A 16,973-nucleotide genomic window follows, 5' to 3' on the forward strand; every position below is an offset into this window, starting at 1 on the left:
TGTCATCTTACTTTCTTAATATGAAATTTTTAATGAAGTAGCTTTTTTTTCTGCTTCATTAAATAGTTCTTCAATGATTTGTTTAGCAGGACGAATATTTTTGATCATACCAGCAATTTCACCTGCCATTGCAGAACCTGTTTCCATATCGCCGTCGTAAACAGCTCTAGATAATGAACCAAGAGTTAATTTTTCCAACTCTTCGTGGGGAGCATTTGCTTCTTCCAGTTTTGCAAATTTAACTAACATTGGATTTTTTAATGATCGAACTGGATCTTTTGCTTTACGACCCGTTACAATTGTATCCGTATCAATAGCGTTAATCAGACGTTCTTTATAACTATCTGGAATCGGACATTCTTCAGCTGATAAAAATAATGTCCCTACTTGTACACCTTGTGCTCCCAATGCATACACAGCAGCAAGCGAACGTCCATCACCCACACCACCAGCACCTAATACAGGTATATCTACTGCATCAACAATTTGTGGCAATAAAGACATTGTAGAAGTTTGACCAATGTGCCCTCCTGCTTCTTGACCTTCCGCAACAACTGCATCTACTCCAGCTGCTTGCATTTTAATGGCATGTCTCACAGAAGCGATAACTGGGATGACTTTTACACCTGCTTCTTTAAATGCTGGGATATATTTTTTAGGAGATCCAGCACCTGTTGTAACAATTTTTACTTTTTCATCAAGAATAACTTGAGCTAATTCATCACAATTGGGCATTTGTAACATTAAATTAACAGCAAACGGTTTTTTAGTGACCTCTCTTGTTAATCTAATTTCTTCGCGTAATTGATCTGCTGACCAGCCGCCTGATCCCAAAATACCTAATCCGCCTGCTTCTGAAACAGCTCCGGCTATTTCATGTGTTGCAATTCTTGCCATAGCCCCTTGAAAAATTGGGTATTCGATTCCTAACATTTCGCATATTGTTGCCATTATTTTTTCCTTCTCTCTTGTTAATCTATTAACTTTATAGATTTATTATAAATCAAAATTTCAACATTGTGAAATTACTCTTTTATTAATAATGCTATGCCCTATTAATTATCTATTTCGTATAACTTGACTTAAAAACCTTAAAAACCTTTTAAAATTAACGTTTAAAAAACAAAATTTAACTGCTATACTGTTAAATATAAGTATAAATCTTTCTAATCAAGTTATAATTTGTTATAGTTTCGATAACTTTTTTATTATACATTGTGAAATTTTTAATTTTTATTATGATCGAAATAAATAGATTACCATTATAATAAACTCGATTTTATATTTGGCAATCACTCATAGAAAGGAAACCAACTAAATGTATAACAATATGATCATTCGCTATTTAGAAGCTCTTGTAACTGAGGGTACTTTTACTCAAGCAGCAAAATCTCTCTACATTTCTCAACCCTATCTCAGCAAATACATTACTAAACTTGAAGAGGAACTAAAAACGTCACTAATAGACAGAACACATAACCCAATCGAATTATCTTATTCAGGTGAGCGTTACCTTTTGTACATGAAATCTATTCAAGAACAATATGATGACATGTTAAACGAATTATCTTTAATAACTAATTTAAAAAAAGGTCGCCTACGAATAGGAGTCCAGTCACTTATGGGTACCTTCTTACTCCCTATGATCCTACCTTCATTTCACGAACAATACTCAGAAATTGAATTTAAAATTTTAGAACAAAGTCCAAAATTAACTGAACAAGATATTCAAGAAAGCAAATTAGATTTTTATTTAGGTTTGATGCCTACTAACAATGAAAACCTTTCTTCTATTGTCTTATCCCAAGATCGATGGTGTGTGATCGTACCAAAGACAAGTGCTCTTTATCAACCAGGTCTAAAAACGATAGAGAACTTCCCATATCCTTTAAGCATTTTAAAAAACGAAAAGTACGTTCTGACAAATCACGAATCAGGTATTCGTAGACAAACTAATGATTTTTTTAAGAAGCTCAGCATTAAAGCAGATATTGTATTAGAGAGTAGAAATATCTATACCGTTTCTGCTCTTGCCAGAAAAGGCATAGGTTTAACTTTTTTACCAGAAAGTGCCCTGTCTGAAATCGAGTCCTTTGATCAGTATAATATCTTCTACATCGATCCTAAGTTTATACGTGTACAATATTTTATTGCTTATAAAAAAAATAAAGCTTTATCTGCTTTAGAATTGGCCTTTATTGAAAACGCAAAAAAGCAATTACTAATTTACTCGCAAATAGGGTGATGCTCTCTCTACAAAGTAGAAGCTAAAAGTAATACTACTTTTCAATTTGCTCTATAGGCAAATTATTTCATAAAAATCCAAATAAGTGGTAAAGTTCATTTTGTAGCAAATACTTATTATTGGGGGCCATTTTTTTGAAAATTATTGTCGTAGGAACATCACATGCTGGCTATGAAGCCATTCAAACATTATTGAAAGAGCAGCCAGATGCTGAATTGCATTTGTATGAACGTGGAGATACCGCATCATTCTTGTCTTGTGGAATTCAAAGTTACTTAGAAGGCATTGCCGAATCTTTAGATAGTTTACATTATGCAACAGAGGGTTCGTATATCGAACAAAATGTAAACGTCCATATGAATAGTGACGTTACTGGAATTAATCCAAAAGCTAAAACCATTACTGTTAAAACAACTGACGGAGAAACGGAAGAAAGTTATGACAAATTGATTCTTTCTCCTGGTGCAGCGCCTGTTAGAATTCCAATTCCTGGTGCTGACTTAGATAATATCTTCTATGTACGTGGCCGTAATTGGGCTGAAAAAGTTAAAACACGTATGGGTCAATCGAAAAAAGCGGTTGTTGTCGGTGGAGGTTACATCGGTATTGAAGTTGCTGAAGCATTTGCTAAAGTAGGTATTGAAACAACTGTTATTGATTCTTTAGACCGCGTATTGAATACGTACCTAGATAAAGAATTTGTTGATGTATTAAATGAAAATATGAATCATAATGGATTGACTGTTCGCACAAGCGAAATGGTAAAAGAAGTTGTTGGCGAAAACGGAACGGTTAAAAAAGTTGTTACGGATAAAGGGGAATACGAAGCAGACACTGTGATTATGGCTGTAGGTGTTCGTCCAAATACGAAATGGCTTCAAGGAATCGTTGAATTGAACCCAGACGGAACAGTTGTTATTGACGATTACCTAGAAACGTCTGAAAAAGATATTTTTGCAATGGGCGATGCTACAAAAATTCCTTTTGCACCAAACCATGGTTCAAAACTGATTGCTTTAGCCTCTAATGCTCGCCGTCAAGGAGTCATTGCGGCTAAAAATATTTTAGAGAAAAAAGTAAAAATGCCTGAAGTATCTGGGACATCTGGTTTAACATTATTCGACTACAAGTTAGCTTCTACAGGGGTTAAAGACATCGATCAAGATTCCATTGATGCTGAAGTTGCCAGCACATTCGTAGTAGAAAATATCCGCCCTACTTTTATTGATGACGAAAAAGTTATGATGAAAATTCATTTTGAAAAAGACAGTCACCGTATTGTTGGTGCTCAGTTGATGTCAACTTATGACGTTACCGCCTCTATCAATGTGCTATCGGTAGCTATCTCTTCAGGTTGGACGTTAGAAAAATTAGCCTTTGCTGATTTCTTCTTCCAACCAGGATTCAACCGTCCTTGGAACTACCTAAATGTCCTTGCTCAAAAAGCTTTAGACGGAAATTTTGATAGTGAAAAGTTATAAATTTATTTGTGAAAACAAATAAATTCAACTGACTAGTATAGAATAGAAAAGAATAGCATCAAAGTAGGTATTTTCCTACTTTGATGCTATTTTTTATACTACTAAAACGGAATCTTTGTATATACTTTTTGATTTCAGAAAATAAGCTATCACTAGCGCAATAATTGCTATTCTCACAAAAATATATTGACTGTATTTAATAACTATTAACAATGTATTGTCTAAAGTCGAAATGAATGCAACAACCATCATCACAACTACTGTAATTACCTCGTTTAGAAAGAGGTTAGTATTATGAATTTGCTTTAATAGCGATGTAAACATCTTTTTAATTTTTATGGAATTTTTCGTGAAACAAAAAAAATGAAGACCCTCTCTAAAATTAGAAAACCTCTTCCATGATACAAACCTGTGCTTCTCAGTTTCATTTTATTATTCTCTGTAATCTTTCATTCTATACCCTACCCCAATTTCAGTAGTCAGGTATTCTGGTTCTAGTGTATTGTATTCCATTTTTTTCCGAATATTAGACATGTTGACACGCAATATTTGAGAATCTCCTGAATAAGGACCCCATACTGCTGTCATCAAAGTACTATACGTGACAACTTTTCCTAAATTTTCGAATAGTACTTTTAAAATACGGTATTCATTTTTGGTTAAATGAACTTCTTTTCCTAGTTTATATAAGAGTTGCTTTTCAAAATCAATTTTCAGATCTTTATTTTCAATAGTAGGAGACTCAATGACTTGGTTAGTTGAATGTCTTAAAGATGTACGTATCCTAGCTAACAATTCATGTGTTCCAAACGGTTTTGTCACATAATCATCTGCACCATGGTCTAAAGCTTTAACTTTTTCCAATTCATTGGTCCTAGCAGATAAGATAATAATTGGAATAGTCATTCTCTTACGCACTATTTTTAGTAAATCAATTCCGTCGATATCAGGTAGACCTAGATCCAGCAATAACAAATCTAAACTTTCTGTTTGTAGAAAAGTTAAAGCTTCCATTCCGGTCTTAGCAACTTTTAATTGATAATTTTCTTTGCTTAATACGACTTCCATAAAATCAATAATGGTAGGATCATCTTCAATCAATAACAACTGCTTAACCATAATCGTCATCTCCAATTAACTGATATAAACTCTAAAAATCGTTTTTCCTTGCTCTTTCTCTATTTCAAGTTTTCCGTTATGCGCATGGATGATTGTTTTGACGATACTTAGACCTATTCCCAATCCATTTTTTGAATCAACTGGAACTTCTTCATTCATCACTAAGTTATTTTGCAGTTTTTGAAATTGACTCGACGGAATTTCACCATAATTCACAATTTCAAATTGCACAAATTCTCCACTTTCCTTTATGATCAAAGAGACCTCTTTCGTTTTATCTCCATGCCTAAATGCATTTTCAACTAAATTAAACAGTGCCTGCTCAATTAAAATCGGGTCTACATTAACAAATATTAATTCTTCTGGCAATGAAACAGTTAATTTTTGAACTGGGTACACTTTTTTTAATCGATTTAAAACAGCTTCGATGATTTCTTCTAATGATTCATTTGTTTTCTTTACTTTCATCGTATCCATGTTAATACGCGTTATCGATAATAAATTTTCCACCATACGTATCAGCCATTGAGATTCTTCTTGGATATCCATTAACAATTTTTTTTTCGTTTCTTTTTTTATTTCTAGATTTTCATCTCCAAGAGTCTCTGCTATTCCTGAAATAGCTGTCAAAGGAGTCCGTAAATCATGAGAAATCGCTCGTAATAAATTGCTTCTAACTTTTTCGCGCTCATTTTCAATTTGTATTCTTTTTGTTTCTTCTTTCAAATAGAATTGTTCAAGGACAATAGCCAATTGAGTAACTACCAGCTTTAAGTAGTTCAAATGACTGTTTTTTATTTCTTTATCTTCATTTTTTTCAATTCCTAAAACACCTAAACTTTTTCCATTCAACACAATGGGCAAATAAAACCCTTTAGCACCTGTTAACGTGTCCGTACCATGTCCAGCTTCTTTTTGATTTTTCACTGACCAAAAAGCGACAGCTGCTTCATCTTTAGAATCCAATACCGACGAGGTGTCCTCAACTGTTTTCAAACTTTTTTTATGACCATTTTTATCATAGACAATGACTTCGTGATTTAATAAGCGTGATAGAAAAATAGTGGTACTATCAAAGATCTGCTGATTGGTTGTTGCTACGATATAACGTTTATTCAACTCATAAAGTATTTCCATCTGTTGCTCTTTTTCTTTCGAGGTTAGGGCTCTTTTTTTTAATCGTACCATTAAGTTACTGACCATCAAGGCTACCACCAGCATGATAAAAAGCGTTATAGGGTATCCCTCTTTATAAACGGTCAACGAATACAGGGGTTCAACAAAGAACCAGTTAAAAGATAATACGCTCACAATAGAAGACAATGCACTCCAGAAATAACCAGACGTTAAACGAGCTGTCAATAAAACACATAAAATAAAAACCAGCATCAGGTTTTGTTCACCAAAGTGCAAATAGTGTAAAATTTCTGTGATCAAGGTCGCAGCAATGACTCCACCCATCGCAATAGCAAAGCCCCTTCCTCCCCCTTCAATCACATCATCAAAAGAGAAGATAGGGTGATCTTTTTTTTCTTTGTAAGGAATAAGATGAATCTCAGTTTCAACCAGTCGTTTAATAAGTCGATCTTCAAAGGATTCAAAAAAGACCCTTTGATACCATTTTTTCATGAGATTTTTCCCTATTATGATATCTGTAGCACCAATCATTTTAGCATATTCCACGATGGTCTCAAAACTATCTTCTGTTTCAATACTAATGACTTCTGCACCCAGTTTTTCGGCAAGGGGAACCGTATCAGAAGTTTCATCTAAGGATCGAATTTGGATAACTACCCACTCAGCACCCAACCCTTGAGCCAGCCTGGAACTCCATCGGATACACTTCTCTGCCATCTTAGGATAGGTATCTTCAATAATCGTCAATAGTTTACTTTGGATTCCGCTAGTTTTTGAACTAACACGATTAATATGATCAGCTGCTCGTTGAATCGCTAAACCTCTAAGCTGATCGAGTTTTTCAATGATAAAAAAATTTCTCAATGCTTGTATTGCGCTTTCATTGGAATAGATTTTCCCTTGTTCCAGACGCTCAATCAATTCATTTGGTTCAACATCGATCACTTTTAAAACAGCATGCTTGAAAAATGTATCAGGGACCGTTTCTTTCATTTCAATACCTGTTACTTCTTCAACAATATCATTTAGGCTTTCTACATGTTGAACATTAATAGTTGTGAACACGTTGATTCCAGCATTCAACAACTCATCTACATCTTGATAACGCTTCTTATTTCTAGAACCTTCTGCATTCGTATGCGCTAGTTCATCAATCAAGACAATGTCCGGAGACAACTCAATTAATTTATCAATATCTGGTTCGTAAAGTGTTAACTGTTTATAGGACAATTTTTTCACTGGAACTGTAGGAATACCTTCAATCAATCGATTCGTATCTGGTCGGTTATGAGGTTCAATATATCCTATAACAACAGTTTTATCCATGAGTAATAACTCATGGGCTTCCGATAGCATTCTATAGGTTTTGCCTACTCCAGCCGCAAAACCAAAGAACACTCTCAATTTGCCACGCCTTGTATCTTCAAATTGAATTTTTCTTAATATTTTTTCAGATTTCTGGTTCATTCCATCCATAGTGACATCCTTCCCACTATTGAAGTTCGTCTAAAGCTCGATTCAAATCCATAATATTCACGTATTGGCGATTTGAAAATAAGTCTGATTCGCTATTTCCAACTATTATATCACTTATTGCCTTACTGTTGATATTTCTATTTTCAGCGATTCGTTCAATTTGGAATTTCGCCGCTGAGATGCTGATATGTGGATCAACTCCACTGGCTGAAGCCGTTACTAGATCGATTGGTACTTCTGATTTAGTTGGATTTTTTATTAATTGTTCACTTATTCTTGCCTCTACAATTGTTCCTTGTTCTTCAGAAAATGGAGACAACTGACTAACTTCTGAACTTCTACCAGAAAAGTACTTGTTATCTTCAAACTGTTGGCCAATCAACGATGAACCCATCAGTTGTTCATTCACGGTGATCTGACTGCCATTTGCTTGGTATGAGAAAAATAATTGTCCGATTCCTGTCATAAGCAAGGTATATACCCCGCCGAAAAAGAGGATGCTTATCCCTAAAAATCGCAAACTTGCCCAAAATGTTTTTTTCATTGTTCTCCTCCTATAATATTATCCAAGACAACACCATATCAATTAATTTTATTGAGATAAATGGCGCAATGATTCCGCCTAATCCATAAACTAAAAGATTGTATCGTAAAATTTGACTAGCTGATTTTTCTTGATAGCGTATACCTTTTAAAGCTAATGGTATTAATGCAACGATAATGACCGCATTGTAGATAACAGCTGATAAGATTGCGGTTAAAGGACTTCCTAGACCCATTACATTTAGCACACTTAATTCTGGGTAAATACTATAAAATAGTACAGGTATCACTGCAAAATATTTAGCTATATCATTAGCAATACTAAAAGTCGTTAACGCTCCTCGAGTCATTAAAAGCTGTTTTCCAATTCTTACAACTTGAAGGAGTTTAGTTGGACTTGAATCTAAATCAATAAGGTTTCCAGCTTCTTTAGCCGCTTGAGTTCCTGTATTCATGGCCATTGCTACATCCGCTTGGGCTAGGGCGGGTGCATCATTTGTACCATCTCCCGTCATGGCAACCAAATGACCTTTTTCTTGGTACTCCCGAATCAGATTCATTTTATTCTCAGGAGTTGCTTCGGCCAAGAAATCATCTACTCCCGATTCTGCGGCGATTGCTGCGGCTGTTAGAGGGTTATCTCCGGTGATCATAATCGTTTTAATCCCCATTTTTCTCATATCTGAGAATCGCTCTTTGACACCGTTTTTAACGATATCTTTTAAATAAACCACTCCAAGTACTTGTCCGTTTTTCACGACCACTAAGGGAGTTCCTCCAGCACGTGCGATTTTTTCAACTATTTCGTCACAGCTGGGAGGGTAACTATTTCCTTTGGACTCAACATATTTTTTTATTGTATCGGCGGCTCCTTTACGAATTTCATCGCCACCGTAGTCGATACCGCTCATCCGAGTTTTTGCACTGAAGTTAATAAATTTCACTTCTGTTTTTTGCAATTCTCTTTCTCGAATGTTGAATCGTTCTTTTGCCAGAATCACGATGCTACGTCCCTCTGCTGTCTCATCGGCTAATGAAGACAGCTGAGCTGCATCTGCAAGTTGTTTTTCACTGACACCGCTAACCGGAAGAAACTCACTGGCACGTCTATTTCCTAAGGTAATGGTCCCTGTTTTATCTAAAAGTAAGATATCCACGTCTCCCGCAGCTTCAATTGCTCTACCGCTCATAGCAATAACATTTTCCTTGGTCAATCGACTCATCCCTGCAATCCCAATAGAAGAAATCAATGCACCAATCGTTGTTGGAGCTAAGCAAATCAGTAAGGCGATGACAATCACACTTGATAGCGATTCCCCTCTCCCTGACACTTGGCTACTAAAATCAGTAAAAGGTACTAACGTAATAGAAACCGTTAGAAAAATAATGGTTAGTGTGATTAAAAAAATCTGTAAGCCTACTTCATTAGGTGTCTTCTTTCGATGTGTCCCTTCAACCATTGAGATCATTTTATCCAAAAAAGATTGTCCAATTTCAGATGTGACCCGAATCACTAAGTAATCTGAAACGACTGTTGTTCCTCCAGTCACTGCACTTCTGTCTCCACCCGATTCTCGAATAACAGGAGCTGACTCTCCGGTAATGGCACTTTCATCAACCGAAGCTGCGCCTTCAACGACGTCACCATCTGCCGGTATTTGTTCCCCAATCTTTACATAAACTAAATCACCCTTTTTTAAATCTGAAGAATTCGTTTCAATCAATTGATCATTTTTTATATCTTCTAATTTTTGTATTTTATGAGTGATTACATCTTTTTTTGCTTTTTTTAGACTATCTGCTTGAGCTTTCCCTCGCCCTTCTGCAATAGCTTCTGCAAAATTTGCAAATAATAATGTTAACCATAAGAAGAACGTTATCACTAAACTAAACCACATTGGAACAGAATGATCTGTAAAGCTTAAGATGGTTGTCAAAATAGCACCGACATATACAACGAACATGACCGGATTCTTAAGTTGTTCTCTTGGATCTAATTTTTTAAATGACTCTCTAATAGCCCATTTGTATACTTTTTTCATTTTGGTTCCTCCTATTTAATAGAGAAAAAATCTGCGATTGGCCCTAACGCCAATGCTGGTAAAAAGCTAAGTGCTCCAATAACGACGATAACAATAATCAACATAGTGACAAAAGTTGCATTAGTAGTGGACAGCGTTCCTTCGCTCAATGCTGCTTTTTTCTTACTACCCATATTTTCTGCTAAGAATAAAATTGCTACGATTGGAAGGAATCTGGATAACATCATCAGAACGCTTCCTAGTAAATTCAAGAATGGCGTATCTGCTAGTAAGCCGCCAAACGCGCTCCCGTTGTTATTTGCAAGAGAAGTAGCTCCATATAAAATTTCACTAAAACCGTGAGCTCCAGAATTGGTCAACCAAGACAGTACATCTGGGTGCATTGTCATAGCCATGGCTCCAAAGAGTGTTAGCATTAATGGCGTTAATACTACTATACCGGCCATTTTGATATCAAATGCATCAATTTTTTTTCCTAAATATTCTGGTGTTCTTCCTACTAGTAACCCTGCAATAAATACTGTTAGTAACAAGAATGAAAGCATTCCATATAATCCACTACCGACACCACCAAATATGATTTCGCCAAGTTGCATCAAGAACATAGGAATAGCTCCGCCTAATGGAGTAAAGCTGTCTACCATCGCGTTGATCGATCCATTTGAAGCAGCCGTTGTACTAATGGCCCATAAGCTAGACCATCCTATCCCAAAACGCATCTCTTTTCCTTCTAAGTTCATCGACTCCGCAACATTCGCAAATACTGGTCCAAAACTTTCACTAACTACAACACCCACAAAAGCCAGCACTGCAAAGAATAATGAAGCAATCATAATCGTTCTACCTTGTTTCCAGTCTTTGACCCAAAATCCAAAAGTAATGATTAATGCTGCTGGGATCAGTAATATACTCATATTTTCTACAAAATTTGTTAGTAACGTTGGATTTTCAAATGGAAAAGCCGAGTTACTTCCAAAAAATCCTCCTCCATTTGTTCCAAGTTGTTTGATAGCTACTTGACTAGCCACAGGTCCTAAATATAGCCATAATTCTTGTCCTTCAAATCCTTGATACGCTACTCCTTGACTCAAGGTTTGAACCGTTCCTTGTGAAATTAAGATAATCGCTGCGATAACTGACAGTGGAAATAACGTATAAAGCAAACTTCTCGTTAGATCTTTCCAAAAGTTCCCTATCAACTTCGTTTGCTTTTGCGTAATACCTCTAAATAAGGAGCATACGACTGCCATTCCTACACCTGCTGAAACAAAGTTTTGAACAGTTAATCCAAACATTTGTGAAAAATTAGAAAGACTGGTTTCTCCAGAATATGCCTGCCAATTGGTATTGGTCACAAAACTAACTGAAGTATTGATAGCTAAATCTAATGACATATTTGCGACATTCTGTCCTCCAGGTAAAAAATGTTGCGTCATTAATAATACTGTCAGAAATACAAATGATAAGATCGACAATAACAAAATGGACAAAAGGTACCTTTTCGCACTCATATTATTTTGACTCACAGATCCAATAATCTTATATACGCCATTCTCCAACGGTTGAAGAAAACGCATATATTTAGGTATTTTCCCTTGCATCGTTTCCTTTATGTACCAACCTAAAGGGATCGAAATTAGTATCAATACAAAGAAAAAGAACATACCTTGGAACATCATACTGCTCATATTTCTTCCCCCTTAAATAAAAACCAAAAAAGATATACCATCAATAACGCACCTACTACTCCTAGAAAAGACTCCATTTTCTCCATCTCCTTTACCCTGTCATCTTATCCAATAAGCTATAAAGATAGTGTTAATCTTTCTTTTATTTCTTTATGCTTTCTTTATACTCCTTTTACTTAATTGTTCTTGAAAATCTCACAGTATACAAAATTAGTAAAACCTTTAAGAACAAGACATATTCAACTTGAAATTATGGTAAACTTAGTTCAAATAAAAATAACAACTGTTTTAAGGAGAGTTAGTTAAATCCTGGGGTTATGGTTTGTATAACGATACAAAAATAGAAGAAAATATAATAGACGTTTATCCAAGGATATTTATGACAATAGAAGATCCTGAATCATAATTAAATGCTATTTTCAAAACTAAAAAAGGTGAACTTCCATTAAGAGGAAGTTCACCTTTTTTGAGATAGCACTTAGTACCATTCTCTTCGTTTACTAGTGGCCTGTTTAAAAATCTTTTTCAGCTCATCTTCATCATTATCTGCTAGCGTATGTTTCATCGCATTTAGTTCAGTCTCGAATTGTTCAATCGACGTCAATAAGGCTGTTCGGTTGTTTAAAAACAGTTCACTCCACAATTCAGCATTGATATCCGCAATTCTTGTCAGTTCTTGAAAACTATTTCCAGCAAACGTCAGTGTTTCTTCGGAAGCTTGTTGGCTATTTACAACTGCTACAGACAAGACGTGCATCAATTGACTAACATACGCAATTTGTTCATCATGTTTTTCAGGAGAAACGCGCGTTACTTGGTTAAAACCAACATCTCTATAGAGCTTTTCAATAAGTTGTAAAGAGGCCTCTTTGTTAGTCGCAATAGGAGTAATCAAAGCATTGGCTCCTATAAATCGCGTGTGATCCGCCCCCATAATCCCTTGTTTTTCACTTCCACGCATTGGGTGTGCAAATACAAAATCGACTGTTGAAGGAAGAACGGTAGAAACTTTTTCTATAATAGTTGTTTTAACACCCGTTACATCCGTTAGAACAGCCCCATCTTTCAGCCTATTTTTGTGTTGCTCAACGAAAGGCATAATTTGGTTAGGGTAAAGAGAGATCATCACAATATCCATATCTGGCAAAATGTCTTTAGCCTCTACAAATCCTTTTTTTATCATTCCCTGATCTACAGCTGTTTTTAACGTGGATTCGCTGACGTCTATCCCATAAACATTGGTATAACCAGCTGCTTGAAGACCTTTAGCAAACGAACCTCCAATGACTCCTAAACCGACAATCGCAATGTTCATTCATACTCACCTTTATTTTTGACTTCTTTCAATGCTTGGATAGCCAGCAAATAACCTGTTGCTCCAAATCCTGAAATTTGTCCAATACAAGCAGGTGCTACTACAGAATCTTTCCGGAAAGATTCTCGAGAATGAATAGCACTTAAATGCACTTCAACGGTTGGTACATTGATGGATTTCACAGCATCATGAATGGCATAACTGTAATGGGTATAGGCTGCAGGATTAAGAATGATCCCATCTACCTTATCGATATGAGCTTGTTGAATTCGGTCAATCAACTCTCCTTCAGAATTGCTTTGAAAAAAAGAACAGTCTACTTCTTGATTTTCAGCATATTGTTGAATCTTACTTTCTATCTCTTTCAATGTTTGCTGACCATATATCTCAGGTTCACGGGTACCTAAAAAGTTTAAATTTGGTCCATTAATAATAACGATTTCCATGCTGACCTCTCCTTTTGTGCGTAATTGTTTTTGGAAGATTATTCTTGATGATGTTTAGTACATCTTCTAAATCGGACTGATTATCTACTCTAAAATCAGCGAATGACTGATACAGACCCAGTCGCTGTTCGTGTAATTGGTATAGCTTTCCAACACCTTCTTTTAATAACGGTCGATGTCCAATTTCAATATCTTTGAGAATGTGTTCGATAGGTCGATCAATAAATACGATCCACCCTGTTTGGCTTAGTACTTGAATATTTTCAGAATTCAGAACGACTCCACCACCACACGAGATGACTGTATAACTTTCCGTCACTGCCAACTCTTTACAAGCTTGGGTCTCAATAGCTCTAAAGTGAGCTTCACTTACTTCAAATAATTCTGAAATGGTCTTTTTAGTTGTTTGTTCAATAAAAAGATCGATATCTTTAAACGGCATGTCTAGTTGCTGACTAAGTTTTTCTCCAATAGTACTTTTCCCACTACCTGTCATACCAATCAACACAATATTCGTCTTCATAAACGTTCACCATTTTTTGTTTTCCATTCAGAGATCAACTCTTCCGTAACTTGTTCATCAATCGAACACTTTTCCCAGATTTCTACTGCTCGAATAGCTTGACCCACTAACATATCTAACCCATTAGCCGTTTGTTTGTTATTTTCACGTCCTAATCGTAAAAAAGTAGTTTCACTAGGGTTATAAATCAAGTCAATCAAATAATCAAACTGCTGAATGTTAGTCTCACTTAATGGAGACTTAGTGATATTAGGGTACATCCCAACAGGCGAAGTATTAATTAAAAAATCTCCTATTAAAGATTGGGCTTCCTCATAATTGGTATACCTTTTATTTTTTGTATTTTTAAACCGTTCAGGATTCCGAGACACAATATAGATCATCTTAATCCCATGATCCATTAAATAAGCTTCAACTGTTTTTGAGGCGCCTCCTGATCCTAAAACAACTGCAATTTTCCCATTCACATTCCATTGTCTACGGTTCAAAATTAAACCAAAACCATCGTAATCTGTATTGTGTCCAATTAATTTTCCATTTGCATTTTCAATAGTATTCACTACTCCCAATTTTTTTGCAAATGGACCGATTTCGTCTAAATAAGGGATAACAGCTTCTTTATAAGGAATTGTGACATTTACCCCATTGATGGACAGGGTTCGAATACCATCCATCGCTTGTTTTAATTGCGTTGGAGGAAACGCAAAGAGCTTGTAAACAGCGTCCAGTCCTATTTTTTGATAAATTAACTTATGGAGGCCAGGAGAATAGCTATGTACAAGCGATTCTCCTAATAATCCGTAAAATTTCATAAGGCACCTCTTCCAATCCTTTGATAATGTGTTGAAGTATAGACAAAAGAAACCTAAAGTTCAATTAAAAAATTTAACGAATAATTATTTAAAATGACTAGAGTTCGTTTGGTACCAATTGTTCACCCTACTTTTTATAGTATTATTTAAAATTATTTTTTTATTTTTAGTTGACAATGTTTTTTTTACTTGCTAGTATTGGTCTCACAGTTGGGAAACAGCTGATAATGATCAATTGAGGAGAGACCACCATGAACTTACAAGCACAACTTAAAACTGCAATGGACTCACAATTGAATAATTATTATTTTAGCTTCTTTATGAGAAAATCTATAGAGGCTAAAGTTTTTTAAGCTGCTAACAACAGTTGCCCTATAGATTTTGAAAGAAATCGAAGGGGCAACGAACTAATCTGATTTTATATATACTATTAGTGAACTTACCTAACGCTACATTCGATAATCTTTCAATAGACTATCGGGTGTGGCGTTTTTTCGTTTTTCAATAAGTTTAGTGGAGGAAAATAGATGATCATTCATACGTTAGGACCAAGCAGCACAGATAGTTATACAGTCGCAGAATCTTTACTCCAATCAGAAGACGATGGTATTGTAGGCTATCCATCTTTTGACAGCTTATTACACAATATTCATCAATTAGCCGAACAATACGTATTGTTCCCTGTAGCTTTTAAAAGCGCCCGAAAAGATTATGGGTGGAAAGAATTTAATTATGATTACTGGGATAAAATTGAATTGGTAGACGTCTTTCAACGAAAAACCAAGCCTATGGTTCTCATTAAAAATAGCTTTTATGCAGAAAACCGAGCAATGATTCATCCAGCCACCACTATTTTTTTGAAAAAATATTTAATCCAAAAAAACGAAGATACAGTAATTGAATTTTCAGACAGTAAATTCAAAGCTTGGTCAGCCTTTTGTAAAAAAAATCTGAAATATACGATTATTAGCGAGGATGTGTTTGAAAAAGAAAAAAAAGTAGGCTACACAATCGAAGAGCGTTATGAGCCAGTAATGGTGTGGTGTTTGTACAAAATAAACTAAACAATACAGAGGAGAATGACTATGATAATCGTATTAAAACAAGGAATTAAAGCAAATGAGGTTAAAGAATTAGCTACTAAATTAGAATCTCAAGGAGTTGCCGTGAGTCATTTCACCGATATTAAGCGCGATTTTCTAGGTCTTATTGGCGATACTAGTGGAATCGATGCTCACCAATTACATGCAATTCCGGAAGTAGAACAAGTTATTCGAGTAGAAGATCCTTACAAAAGAGCGAATAGAAAATTTCATCCTGAGAATTCTATCATCAAAATTGGTGACGAAACAATCGGTGGGACTAAATTAGGAATCATCGCAGGACCTTGTTCTGTAGAAAGTGAAGAACAAATTGTAACTATTGCAAAACAACTTAAACAAGCTGGCGCAAACTTCTTACGCGGAGGTGCCTTCAAACCAAGAACTTCTCCATACAGTTTCCAAGGTCTTGAATTAGAAGGATTGAAAATGCTCCAAGTTGCTAAAGCTGAAACAGGTATGCCGATTGTGACTGAATTGATGTCGACAAAATGGGTCGATCAATTTGTTGACTCAGTAGACATCATTCAAATTGGTGCACGCAACATGCAAAACTTTGATTTACTCAAAGAAGTTGGACGAACGAATACACCCGTTCTTTTAAAACGTGGTTTATCTGCAACCTACAAAGAATGGTTGATGTCAGCTGAGTACATCATGGCTGGAGGAAATGAAAATGTTATTTTATGCGAACGTGGCATTCGGACATTTGAAACAGAAACCCGCAATACACTAGATATCCAAGCTGTTCCTGTCATCAAAGAGCTTTCTCACTTGCCTATTATTATCGATCCGAGCCATGCTGGTGGAATGTCTTACTTGGTTGAAGCAGGTGCTAAATCAGGCATCGTTGCCGGAGCAGATGGCTTAATGATTGAGGTTCACAATGATCCAGCTAACGCTTGGAGCGATGGTGAACAATGTTTGACACCAGATGAATTCGCTAGATTGATGGAAAAAGCTCGTAAGCTAGCGGATTTCGAAGGTCGTTCAATCAATGAAGCAGCTACTATTTTAACCAAATAAATTGAGGGAGGATAAAATCG

14 protein-coding genes are annotated in these 16,973 nt (G+C 35.7%); 4 read left to right on the forward strand and 10 right to left on the reverse strand.

Going from position 1 to position 16,973, the window contains the following annotated elements; all coding sequences use genetic code 11:
• Positions 1-15: 15 nt before the first annotated feature.
• Positions 16-951, reverse strand: a complete 936-nt coding sequence (locus tag ACKI3H_RS07900; protein WP_407371735.1) for a nitronate monooxygenase — start codon at positions 949-951, stop codon at positions 16-18.
• Positions 952-1,318: 367 nt separating this feature from the next.
• On the opposite strand from ACKI3H_RS07900, the gene ACKI3H_RS07905 reads away from it, so the two are divergent.
• Both ACKI3H_RS07905 and ACKI3H_RS07910 read left to right on the forward strand, forming a co-directional pair.
• Positions 1,319-2,245, forward strand: coding sequence for a LysR family transcriptional regulator (locus tag ACKI3H_RS07905; RefSeq protein WP_407371736.1), 927 nt, complete (start codon positions 1,319-1,321; stop codon positions 2,243-2,245).
• Between the two features lie 134 nt (positions 2,246-2,379).
• Positions 2,380-3,726: an FAD-dependent oxidoreductase gene (locus ACKI3H_RS07910; RefSeq protein WP_407371737.1), complete on the forward strand. Its 1,347-nt coding sequence runs from the start codon at positions 2,380-2,382 to the stop codon at positions 3,724-3,726.
• A 432-nt stretch (positions 3,727-4,158) separates the two neighbouring features.
• On the opposite strand, the gene ACKI3H_RS07915 is transcribed toward ACKI3H_RS07910, so the two are convergent.
• The 9 genes from ACKI3H_RS07915 to aroE form a co-directional block, all read right to left on the reverse strand.
• Positions 4,159-4,845 carry a response regulator gene (locus ACKI3H_RS07915; protein ID WP_407371738.1) on the reverse strand — a complete coding sequence of 229 codons (687 nt, stop codon included), beginning with the start codon at positions 4,843-4,845 and terminating at the stop codon, positions 4,159-4,161.
• Between the two features lie 15 nt (positions 4,846-4,860).
• Positions 4,861-7,458, reverse strand: coding sequence for a DUF4118 domain-containing protein (locus ACKI3H_RS07920; RefSeq protein ID WP_407371739.1), 2,598 nt, complete (start codon positions 7,456-7,458; stop codon positions 4,861-4,863).
• Between the two features lie 16 nt (positions 7,459-7,474).
• On the reverse strand, positions 7,475-8,002 hold the full coding sequence (locus tag ACKI3H_RS07925) for a potassium-transporting ATPase subunit C (protein ID WP_407371740.1): 528 nt from the start codon (positions 8,000-8,002) through the stop codon (positions 7,475-7,477).
• Between the two features lie 10 nt (positions 8,003-8,012).
• A complete protein-coding gene (gene kdpB / locus ACKI3H_RS07930) occupies positions 8,013-10,043 on the reverse strand; it encodes a potassium-transporting ATPase subunit KdpB (RefSeq protein ID WP_407371741.1) in 2,031 nt (676 codons plus the stop codon).
• 11 nt (positions 10,044-10,054) lie between these two features.
• Positions 10,055-11,731, reverse strand: a complete 1,677-nt coding sequence (kdpA, locus tag ACKI3H_RS07935; protein WP_407371742.1) for a potassium-transporting ATPase subunit KdpA — start codon at positions 11,729-11,731, stop codon at positions 10,055-10,057.
• 478 nt (positions 11,732-12,209) lie between these two features.
• A complete protein-coding gene (locus tag ACKI3H_RS07940) occupies positions 12,210-13,046 on the reverse strand; it encodes a prephenate dehydrogenase (protein ID WP_407371743.1) in 837 nt (278 codons plus the stop codon).
• The gene (aroQ, locus tag ACKI3H_RS07945; protein WP_407371744.1) at positions 13,043-13,492 is read right to left on the reverse strand and encodes a type II 3-dehydroquinate dehydratase; all 450 of its coding nucleotides are present in this window, start codon (positions 13,490-13,492) and stop codon (positions 13,043-13,045) included. The genes ACKI3H_RS07940 and aroQ overlap by 4 nt, the downstream gene beginning before the upstream one ends.
• Entirely contained in the window at positions 13,473-14,015 is a 543-nt protein-coding gene (locus ACKI3H_RS07950; protein ID WP_407371745.1) for a shikimate kinase, read from the reverse strand. Before ACKI3H_RS07950 ends, aroQ begins: the two co-directional genes overlap by 20 nt.
• Positions 14,012-14,827 carry a shikimate dehydrogenase gene (gene aroE, locus ACKI3H_RS07955; protein WP_407371746.1) on the reverse strand — a complete coding sequence of 272 codons (816 nt, stop codon included), beginning with the start codon at positions 14,825-14,827 and terminating at the stop codon, positions 14,012-14,014. Before aroE ends, ACKI3H_RS07950 begins: the two co-directional genes overlap by 4 nt.
• A gap of 527 nt (positions 14,828-15,354) precedes the next feature.
• Between aroE and ACKI3H_RS07960 the strand changes: the two genes are divergently transcribed.
• Together ACKI3H_RS07960 and aroF are read left to right on the forward strand one after the other, a co-directional pair.
• A complete protein-coding gene (locus ACKI3H_RS07960) occupies positions 15,355-15,891 on the forward strand; it encodes a hypothetical protein (RefSeq protein WP_407371747.1) in 537 nt (178 codons plus the stop codon).
• Positions 15,892-15,912: 21 nt separating this feature from the next.
• Positions 15,913-16,953, forward strand: coding sequence for a 3-deoxy-7-phosphoheptulonate synthase (aroF, locus tag ACKI3H_RS07965; protein WP_407371748.1), 1,041 nt, complete (start codon positions 15,913-15,915; stop codon positions 16,951-16,953).
• Positions 16,954-16,973 lie beyond the last annotated feature (20 nt).

The sequence above is a fragment of the Carnobacterium sp. genome (assembly GCF_045617425.1).
Lineage (GTDB): Bacteria > Bacillota > Bacilli > Lactobacillales > Carnobacteriaceae > Carnobacterium_B.

Excerpts from the sequence above, each read along its gene's own strand:
- aroQ (WP_407371744.1), bottom strand. The coding sequence starts at position 13,492 with ATGGAAATCGTTATTATTAATGGACCAAATTTAAACTTTTTAGGTACC.
- ACKI3H_RS07900 (WP_407371735.1), bottom strand. The coding sequence starts at position 951 with ATGGCAACAATATGCGAAATGTTAGGAATCGAATACCCAATTTTTCAA.
- kdpA (WP_407371742.1), bottom strand. The coding sequence starts at position 11,731 with ATGAGCAGTATGATGTTCCAAGGTATGTTCTTTTTCTTTGTATTGATA.
- ACKI3H_RS07905 (WP_407371736.1), top strand. The coding sequence starts at position 1,319 with ATGTATAACAATATGATCATTCGCTATTTAGAAGCTCTTGTAACTGAG.
- ACKI3H_RS07925 (WP_407371740.1), bottom strand. The coding sequence starts at position 8,002 with ATGAAAAAAACATTTTGGGCAAGTTTGCGATTTTTAGGGATAAGCATC.
- ACKI3H_RS07960 (WP_407371747.1), top strand. The coding sequence starts at position 15,355 with ATGATCATTCATACGTTAGGACCAAGCAGCACAGATAGTTATACAGTC.
- ACKI3H_RS07920 (WP_407371739.1), bottom strand. The coding sequence starts at position 7,458 with ATGGATGGAATGAACCAGAAATCTGAAAAAATATTAAGAAAAATTCAA.
- aroE (WP_407371746.1), bottom strand. The coding sequence starts at position 14,827 with ATGAAATTTTACGGATTATTAGGAGAATCGCTTGTACATAGCTATTCT.
- ACKI3H_RS07950 (WP_407371745.1), bottom strand. The coding sequence starts at position 14,015 with ATGAAGACGAATATTGTGTTGATTGGTATGACAGGTAGTGGGAAAAGT.
- ACKI3H_RS07940 (WP_407371743.1), bottom strand. The coding sequence starts at position 13,046 with ATGAACATTGCGATTGTCGGTTTAGGAGTCATTGGAGGTTCGTTTGCT.
- ACKI3H_RS07915 (WP_407371738.1), bottom strand. The coding sequence starts at position 4,845 with ATGGTTAAGCAGTTGTTATTGATTGAAGATGATCCTACCATTATTGAT.
- kdpB (WP_407371741.1), bottom strand. The coding sequence starts at position 10,043 with ATGAAAAAAGTATACAAATGGGCTATTAGAGAGTCATTTAAAAAATTA.
- aroF (WP_407371748.1), top strand. The coding sequence starts at position 15,913 with ATGATAATCGTATTAAAACAAGGAATTAAAGCAAATGAGGTTAAAGAA.